8 protein-coding genes are annotated in these 7,235 nt (G+C 69.6%); 2 read left to right on the forward strand and 6 right to left on the reverse strand.

Annotation, left to right across the window (positions count from 1 at the left end; all coding sequences use genetic code 11):
• Nucleotides 1–93 precede the first annotated feature (93 nt).
• From QR77_RS16335 to QR77_RS16355, 5 genes are all read right to left on the reverse strand, one after another.
• Nucleotides 94–717: an isochorismatase family protein gene (locus tag QR77_RS16335; RefSeq protein WP_040022517.1), complete on the reverse strand. Its 624-nt coding sequence runs from the start codon at nt 715–717 to the stop codon at nt 94–96.
• A 43-nt stretch (nt 718–760) separates the two neighbouring features.
• A complete protein-coding gene (locus tag QR77_RS16340) occupies nt 761–1,936 on the reverse strand; it encodes a 3-deoxy-7-phosphoheptulonate synthase (protein ID WP_040022519.1) in 1,176 nt (391 codons plus the stop codon).
• 33 nt (nt 1,937–1,969) lie between these two features.
• Nucleotides 1,970–2,458 (reverse strand): PhzA/PhzB family protein, encoded by a 489-nt coding sequence (locus QR77_RS16345; protein ID WP_040022521.1) that lies wholly within the window; start codon nt 2,456–2,458, stop codon nt 1,970–1,972.
• A gap of 578 nt (nt 2,459–3,036) precedes the next feature.
• A complete protein-coding gene (locus QR77_RS16350; protein ID WP_078877821.1) occupies nt 3,037–3,741 on the reverse strand; it encodes a response regulator transcription factor in 705 nt (234 codons plus the stop codon).
• Nucleotides 3,742–4,060: 319 nt separating this feature from the next.
• Nucleotides 4,061–4,438, reverse strand: a complete 378-nt coding sequence (locus QR77_RS16355) for a transposase (RefSeq protein WP_040022523.1) — start codon at nt 4,436–4,438, stop codon at nt 4,061–4,063.
• A gap of 301 nt (nt 4,439–4,739) precedes the next feature.
• Between QR77_RS16355 and QR77_RS16360 the strand changes: the two genes are divergently transcribed.
• Nucleotides 4,740–5,702: a ketoacyl-ACP synthase III family protein gene (locus QR77_RS16360; protein WP_236710685.1), complete on the forward strand. Its 963-nt coding sequence runs from the start codon at nt 4,740–4,742 to the stop codon at nt 5,700–5,702.
• On the forward strand, nt 5,699–5,992 hold the full coding sequence (locus QR77_RS16365) for a phosphopantetheine-binding protein (RefSeq protein ID WP_052488815.1): 294 nt from the start codon (nt 5,699–5,701) through the stop codon (nt 5,990–5,992). Before QR77_RS16360 ends, QR77_RS16365 begins: the two co-directional genes overlap by 4 nt.
• A 72-nt stretch (nt 5,993–6,064) precedes the next feature.
• Here QR77_RS16365 and QR77_RS16370 read toward each other — a convergent pair.
• Nucleotides 6,065–7,235 (reverse strand): LuxR family transcriptional regulator (locus QR77_RS16370; RefSeq protein WP_236710686.1); only part of this gene is annotated, 1,171 nt, incomplete at its 5' end.

The following is a 7,235-nucleotide window of genomic DNA, read 5'->3' on the forward strand; positions in this document are numbered from 1 at the left end:
CCGGCCGGTCCGCCAGGACACGGCCGAGCAGGTCGTCGGCGACCCCGGTGACGGCCCTGTCCGCATCGGGCCCGTCCGTGGCAGGCTGCCCGTTCACGCGAAGACCTCCTTCGCCGTGACGACCATCGCGCACCGCTCGGCGGCGTAGGTGACGGCCAGTCGGTGGTGCTGCTCGGAGAAGTCGGCGACGGCGTCGGCGACGAAGAACGCCTGGATGTCGTTGGTGAACGCCTCCACGGCGGTCATCAGGACCCCGACGTGTGCGTAGACCCCGCACAGGATCAACTGGTCGCGGCCGGTCGCACGCATCCGTTCCAGCAGCGGCGACTTGAAGAAGGCGCTGTAGCGCCACTTGGTCAGATTCCAGTCGCCCTCGGCGGGCGCCAGCTCGTCCACGACCTCGCGGTCGGCCGGGTCCGTCCGCATGCCGGGCCCCCAGAAGTCCTTGAGCAGACCGCGCTGTTCGTCGTCCATCCCGCCGGGCTGCGCGGTGTAAGCGACCGGTACGCCGAGGCCGGCGCAGCGGTCGCGCAGTGCGGCGGCGTTGGAGATCAGCTCCCGGCGCACCCCGTCGGGGAAGGGTGCCAGGAAGTAGCGCTGCATGTCGTGGACGAGCAGGACGGCTCTGTCCGGGTCCGGGGACCATGCGGCGGTGTTGTGGGGCAGTTCGCTCGCGGTCGGAAAGGTGTAGGGCTCGATGGGGGGTATGCCGGGCATGGTCTCGCCTTCCTCTGCCTGTCGCGGTCTCGCACGCCCGAGGTCAGGCGCCCCAGCCGGCGGCCACCGCGATGGCCTGCTGGGGGTTGAGCCTCGGGTCGCAGAAGGTCAGGTACTTGTCGCCGACGCGTGCCAGGTCGGCAGCGCCGTGGGCGCACTCGGTGACATCGTCGGGAGTGGTCTCCAGGTGCAGTCCGCCGGGGACGCCGCCGGCGGCGGTGACGGCCTCCTGGAACAGGGCCACCTCGCGCGAGACGGTCCCGAGGAGCCGGGTCTTGTTCCCGTCCGGCGCCGTGACCGTGTTCCCGTGCATGGGATCGGTCAGCCAGATGACGGGATGGCCCGCCCCTGCGACCGCCGCCACCAGACCGGGCAGCCGTTCGCTGATCAGCCCCGCTCCCATCCGGGCGATGAGGGTGAGCCGTCCCGGCTCCCTGGCCGGGTCCAGCCGCTCGCACAGGGCCAGCAGTTCGCCGGGCTCCATCGCGGGCCCGACCTTGCACCCCACCGGGTTGCTCACCTGGGCGAGCAGTGCCACATGGGCGCCGTCGAGATGCCGGGTGCGCTCACCGATCCAGGGCCAGTGGGTGGAGCCGAGATACAGCTTGCCGGCGTCGTCGGCGCGGAGCATGGGGATCTCGTAGTCGAGCAGCAGCGCCTCGTGGCTCGTCCACACCAGCGGTCCGACGGGCTCGTGCCCCGCCGCCCTCCCGCGCCAGCCCAGGTGCTCCATGATGTCGCCGGCGGCCATGTAACCGGCCAGGATGCGCAGCGGGTCGGGGCGCCTGGCCTCATGCGTCGGCTCGGGTCCGTTGACCATGTGACCGCGGAAGGTGGGCAGCACCGCGCCGTGCACGGTCTCGGTACCGCTGGAGCGGGGCTTGGCGAACTGGCCGGCGATACGCCCCACCCGGATGACGGGCTTGTGCACGTTCATCCGCAGCGTTCCCGCGAGCAGGTCGAGCAGCGCGGCCTTCCGCGCCACATCGGTGAAGGCGCACTCGTCGGGGTCCTCCGCGCAGTCACCTGCCTGTACGACGAGCGTCTCGCCGTCGGCCACACCGGCCAACTGGCGGCGCAGCAGGCGCAGATCCTCGGGCCGGACCAGCGCGGGCCGGGCGGCCAGCACCTCTGCGACGCGCTCCACCTGCGCCGCGTCCGCCCAGTCGGGTTGTTGCAAAGCCTCGCGGATGCGGATACCGCGCAAGACGTCGTCCACAAGCGTCTCCAATGGAGCGATCGGCACTGCCGGTCAGGTGGGTATGCCCGCGCGCTTGATCTCGGGGACGGGGATTCCGAGCGAACGGAGCTGCTCGAACGGGTTCATGAACTCCCGCTGGAGTGTGATCTTCCCGTTCACCAGCTCGAACGAGTGCAGGAAGTGGTTCTCGTAGTAGCCCTCGGGGTAGTCGGCGAAGCGGATCGCGCCGTGCCCGTCGCACTCGACCCAGAAGCGGCCGGGGTCCTGGGTCTCGAAGATCTCGACGTTGTACCACTCCCAGTCGGGGAAGGTCTTCAGCGACCAGACCGCGTGCTCGCCCAGCCGGTCCCTGCCGTTGATGCTGATGGGCGCGCCGGTGTCGGTGGTCCACAGACCGCCCCTGCCGTCCTCCGTGAACAGCAGATGCCGCCGGAGCCGATCCTCGCCGGTGCTTGCCATGTACTTCTCGACCGTCGCCCGGTTGAGACGGCGCGACTCGGCCTCGTCGGAAAAGCCTTGAGACTGAACGACTTCGGACATACCTGTCTCCTCAGCGAAAAGAGGCGGATGGGGAAAAGGAATACGGATTCCTTCCGTGCCGACCGGCTGATCCGGGGCACGGGGCCGGCACGAAGAAGCGTGCGGACCTTGGCACCTCAAGCTTTTCCACTGAGGACTTCCGGCGCAAGGGGGACAAGTTCAGATCGAGGTCAGACATTGTCAGGTCCGGTGACATTCCCGCAGGCGCGGAAGCGACAAGCATGATCGTTGCTGTAGCGTATGTGCTGGCCAGTGCCGGTGTATGGTGGCCAGCACATCGCGTCCCAGGGCGAGTTGGCCCTACAGAAGGAACAGTCCGGTCATGGAATGACTTCCTCCGGAACTCGGCACCAAAACCCGGGTAAGGCCGAGTGGCCCATTCGGAGAATGATCGGTTAACATCGCTTCGCCGCAGCATCGGTTGAGAAAGCGTCCGCAGCTCGCACAAGAGGTCCGTTACCCCCGACGGAACCCCGAAGGTGAGATGCGGTACGGAGAGTGGGAGCGGTTCTCGATGTGAGGCCTTTCACGTCGTCGACCGGTCCCACTCCTCGCCGGATTCGTGTCACACGGAGAATTCAGGGACGCCCGAGCTGGAATCCCACTCCGCGCACCGTGACGATCCAGCCGCGCGCCCCGAGCTTCTTGCGGAGGCTGCTCACATGCGTGTCGATGGTCCGGCGCGACCAGACGTCGCCCCAGACCTGCTGCATGATCCGCTTGCGCGCGACGACCGTGTCGGGATGGGAGGCGAGCAGGTGCAGCAGGTCGAACTCCTTGCGCGTCACCTCCACGCTCCGCCCGTCCACGGTGACCTGCCGTCTGGTCGCGTCGATGCTCAGGGATCCGTGTGAGATGACGGACGAGGCGGGAGCGGCAACCGGCTGCGCACGGCGCATGACCGCCTCCATCCGCGCGATCAACTCCCGGAACCCGTAGGGCTTCACCAGGTAGTCGTCGGCGCCGGCGTGGAGTCCAAGCACCCGGTCCAGCTCGGTTCCTCTCGCGGTGACCGCGATGACCGGAGTCGTACTGACCGAGCGGATCCGCCGGCAGACCTCGAGGCCGTCGAGGTCCGGCAGGTCGACGTCGAGCAGCACGACATCGGCGCGCTCGTACGCCACCAGGGCGGCGAGACCGGTGTCGACATGGTCGACCTCGTGTCCGTGCCGCTGAAGGTCCCGCGCCAGTAAGCCCGCCTCCCCGGCGTCACTCTCGACCACGAGCACGCGCCAGGCCTCGTACGTGGCTTCACCGACCGACCGCTTCGGTACTGCCGCCATGCCACCCTGCAGCGGCCCCCGCCGCGCCGGCACCCTCGCTATACGGCTGCTCCTCGTGTGCGCTGTTGTCACTGTTCCCCCATCCATCGGTCCACTCAAAGAGCTTCTGACCTACAGGGAGCGCACACGTGTCATCGTTCGGCATCGAACAAATCCGGCCGATGACATACCACTGCCCAAGACGCGGCAACGAAGCGCGCCCTCCCCGATTCAGGCTCGGGCAGCGTAACAAACATTCCCGGGAGGTCCTCTGAGCCGAGGGAGTCGCGGGGGAAACCAACCCCGAGTTCCGCTATCGGTATTCCCCTAAGGGGCTGTCTCATGTGGTGACTTCGGCCGATGGACGGGCGCTCTCCGCCCGCGCACAGGCCGCTCCGACGATCGTCGAAGCCCACTCCAACTCGCCCCGCGCGGCTGGTTCGCCGAGGATCGCCTCGTACAGCCGACGCCATAAACCAGCCTCCGTCCAGGCCGTGAAGCGGCGGCGCGCGGTGGCCTGCGAGACGCCGAACGCGGGTGGCAGATGCCGCCACGCACACCCGCTGGCCAGCACATACACCACCGCCGCGAACACCGTCCGCTCGTCCACCGGCCCGGTGCCGCCGCCCTGTTGGCGTGGCGCGAGCGAAGGAAGCAACGGCTCGGCAAGATCCCACAGGCCTTCAGGAACCAGCCCTCGCGACAGATCAGTACCCATGGAGAGCCATCTTGCCGGGGCGCGCGTCGGAGACCGCGCGAGACATCCTCTCAATACGGCAATGGCAGGGCAAAGCCCTCGTTTTCCGGGGTCGGCTCTCTCACACGCGATCTGAGTACTCATTACTCAGGCATCTCCCCACTCCCACGTGGTCGGCTGATATCCGAATCCAGCCATATGCACTGCGGGGGGGCCCGGCTTCGAGCGCGGGTGCGAAAGGGGATCAGCGGTGAAAGCAGAGGGCATCTATCTGTCGAGCATAGGAACATATGTTCCCGATCTTGTAACGACGGAACACGCCGTGCGATCCGGCTGGTATGACGCCGAGACCCGGGAGACCTCCGGTCTGGAGTCCGTCGCGATCAGCGACATGGCAGCCCCGGACATGGCGGTGCTGGCAGCCCGGGCCGCTCTGGGGCGTTCGCCTCACACTCCGGAGGATTTCGGCGCGCTGATGCACAGCGCGGCGTACCACCAGGGCCCGGACGGCTGGTCGTCGCAGCACTACATCCTCCAGAACACACTGCGGCAGCCCATCACGGCGCTGGAGATCCGGCAGGGCTGTCAGGGCATGCTCTCCGGCGTCGCGATGGCCGCGCACCGCCTCGCTTACGAGCCGGACAAGTCGGCGGTCCTCATCACCGGCGCCGACAACTACTCGACCCCGCTGGTGGATCGCTGGCGTACCTCGCGGCTGTCCATCCTCGGCGACGGAGCGGCCGCCGTCGTGGTCTCCCGCGTCGGCGGGTTCGCACGGCTGCTCTCCGTCGGTACGCACTCGGCACCCGGGATGGAGGCGCTCCACCGGGGCGGCGAGCCGCTGTTCCCGCCCGCGGTGACGGTGGGCCGCGAGATGGACTACGAGGCCCGGGTCAAGTTCTGGATGGACGAGTGGGCCAAGGGCAACGTCCCGCCGATGGAGCACCCTGGCGAGGTTCTCCAACAGGCCCTGGACAAGGGGCTCAAGGACGCCGGTCTGCACCTGGACGACATCGCCAGGGTGTGCCACCCGAGTGCGGCGCGCGGCGCGCTGCGGGACCAGTTCCTCGATCCCCTCGGGATCGACCTGGAGCGTGGTATCTGGGAACACACCAAGCGGGTCGGGCACATCGCTTCGGCGGACGTGTTCATCGGCCTCGAATACGTGTGGCGCAGCCGCCTGGTGGGCCCCGGGGACAAGGTGCTGATCTTCACCGGCAGTCCCGGCTTCGAGGCCGGCTGCGCCATCGTCGAGATCATCAGCAGCCCGGAGGACGGAGCATGAACCCCACCGACATCACCCCCGGCATCACCCCCGACACGCCTCTCGTGGGCGACGACCTGAAGGCCTATCTGGCCGAGCTGATCGGCATCTCCCCCGCGGAGATCGCCGACGACGACAACCTCATCCGTCTCGGACTCGAATCCCTGCACGTGATGCGCCTCATCACCAAGTGGCGCCGTGCCGACATCCCGGTGACCTTCGGTGAGATGGCCCGGACCCCCACCTACTCGGCGTGGAACGAGCGGCTCACCGAGGCACTGGCGGCCCGCGACACCGGCTCGGGAAGCTGACAACGCGTCGGCGCCCGTACCCCGCCGGGGGTACGGGCGCCAACGGCGTCCCACCGTCACATCATCCGGGTCTCAGGGCCCGATCGCGGCGGTGGCCGCCGACCCGGCGGCCACCAGGGGGGCGCCCAGGCGCCTGGCAAGCTCGGCGCGGGTCGTGACGCCCAGCTTCGCGTAGGCGCGGTAGAGGTGGTTCTCCACCGTACGTACGGAGAGAACGAGATGGTGCGCGATCTCCTGGTTGGTCAACTGCGAGACCGCCAGGGACACCACTTCCCTTTCCCGCAGCGTGAGTTCGGGGCCGCGCGGCATCTCACGCCGACCCCCGCTCACCACAGCCCAGTGCGACAGACCGGCGCAGCGCGCGGCCAGCTCCCCGCTGGTGACACGACAGGCGCGGCTCTTGCGGAGGCCACCGGCCGCCTGGTGCGCCAGGGCCGCCTGCGCGAACGCCTCCGCGGCCAGCGGCAGGAACCCCAGCGACTCGAATCGCGTCGCGACCCCGGCGAGGGCGTCGCCGTCGTTGCCGGCCAGAGCGCGCACATGACGCGCCCTGGCGGCGGGGAGTCCCGCGTCGGGGTGCTCGCGCCCCAGCATGGCAGCGGCCCTGCCGGCCGCACCGGCCCTGGCGGCCAGATGCAGGGCGGCGAGTGCCTGGGCGCCACGCCCGGCGGCCGTGGCGCGTTCCGCGAGCTTCAGCGCCTCGCGTGCCGCCGCCGTACGGTCGCCGAGACAGGCGCGGACCAGCGCCTGTTCCAGCGCGGCCGCATCCCGCGCCATGGGGTACGGCAGCTCGCCGCGCCCGCTGTGACACGCCTCGTCCAGCAGGGACATGGCCTCCGCCGTCTCGCCGGTCTCGGCCAGCGCGCCGGCGAGTTCGGCGAGCCGTTCCTCTTCCGTGCTGAGCCACTCCCCCGGGCCCTGGTACGCGGCGGCCTCCCGCAGGAGTTCGACGGCCTCGGCGCCCCGGCCCGCGCTCCGGTGGATCCGCGCCTCGAACAGGGTCAGGTGGAGCCGCCGGCGCGGGCTGTCCTCGCCCGCGCACGTCCGCATCTCGTCGAGCAGGTCTGCCGCGCCGGCCACGCCCCGCGCCTGGAGCGCGATCCGCCCTCGTACCAGCAGATGGTCCAGCTCGACGTCCTCGTCCCTGCCGGCCGGCGTCGCGCGGCCTGCCGCCAGCAGGGCGAGCGCGCCCTCGCTGTCGCCGGACTCGTGTCGGGCGAGCGCGCGTACGGCCAGGGCCTGC

Source organism: Streptomyces sp. 150FB (assembly GCF_000818195.1).
GTDB lineage: Bacteria > Actinomycetota > Actinomycetes > Streptomycetales > Streptomycetaceae > Streptomyces.

Bases quoted from the DNA above. Each gene is read 5' to 3' on its own strand.
- QR77_RS16350 (WP_078877821.1), bottom strand. From the start codon at position 3,741: ATGGCGGCAGTACCGAAGCGGTCGGTCGGTGAAGCCACGTACGAGGCC.
- QR77_RS16355 (WP_040022523.1), bottom strand. From the start codon at position 4,438: ATGGGTACTGATCTGTCGCGAGGGCTGGTTCCTGAAGGCCTGTGGGAT.
- QR77_RS16335 (WP_040022517.1), bottom strand. From the start codon at position 717: ATGCCCGGCATACCCCCCATCGAGCCCTACACCTTTCCGACCGCGAGC.
- QR77_RS16365 (WP_052488815.1), top strand. From the start codon at position 5,699: ATGAACCCCACCGACATCACCCCCGGCATCACCCCCGACACGCCTCTC.
- QR77_RS16345 (WP_040022521.1), bottom strand. From the start codon at position 2,458: ATGTCCGAAGTCGTTCAGTCTCAAGGCTTTTCCGACGAGGCCGAGTCG.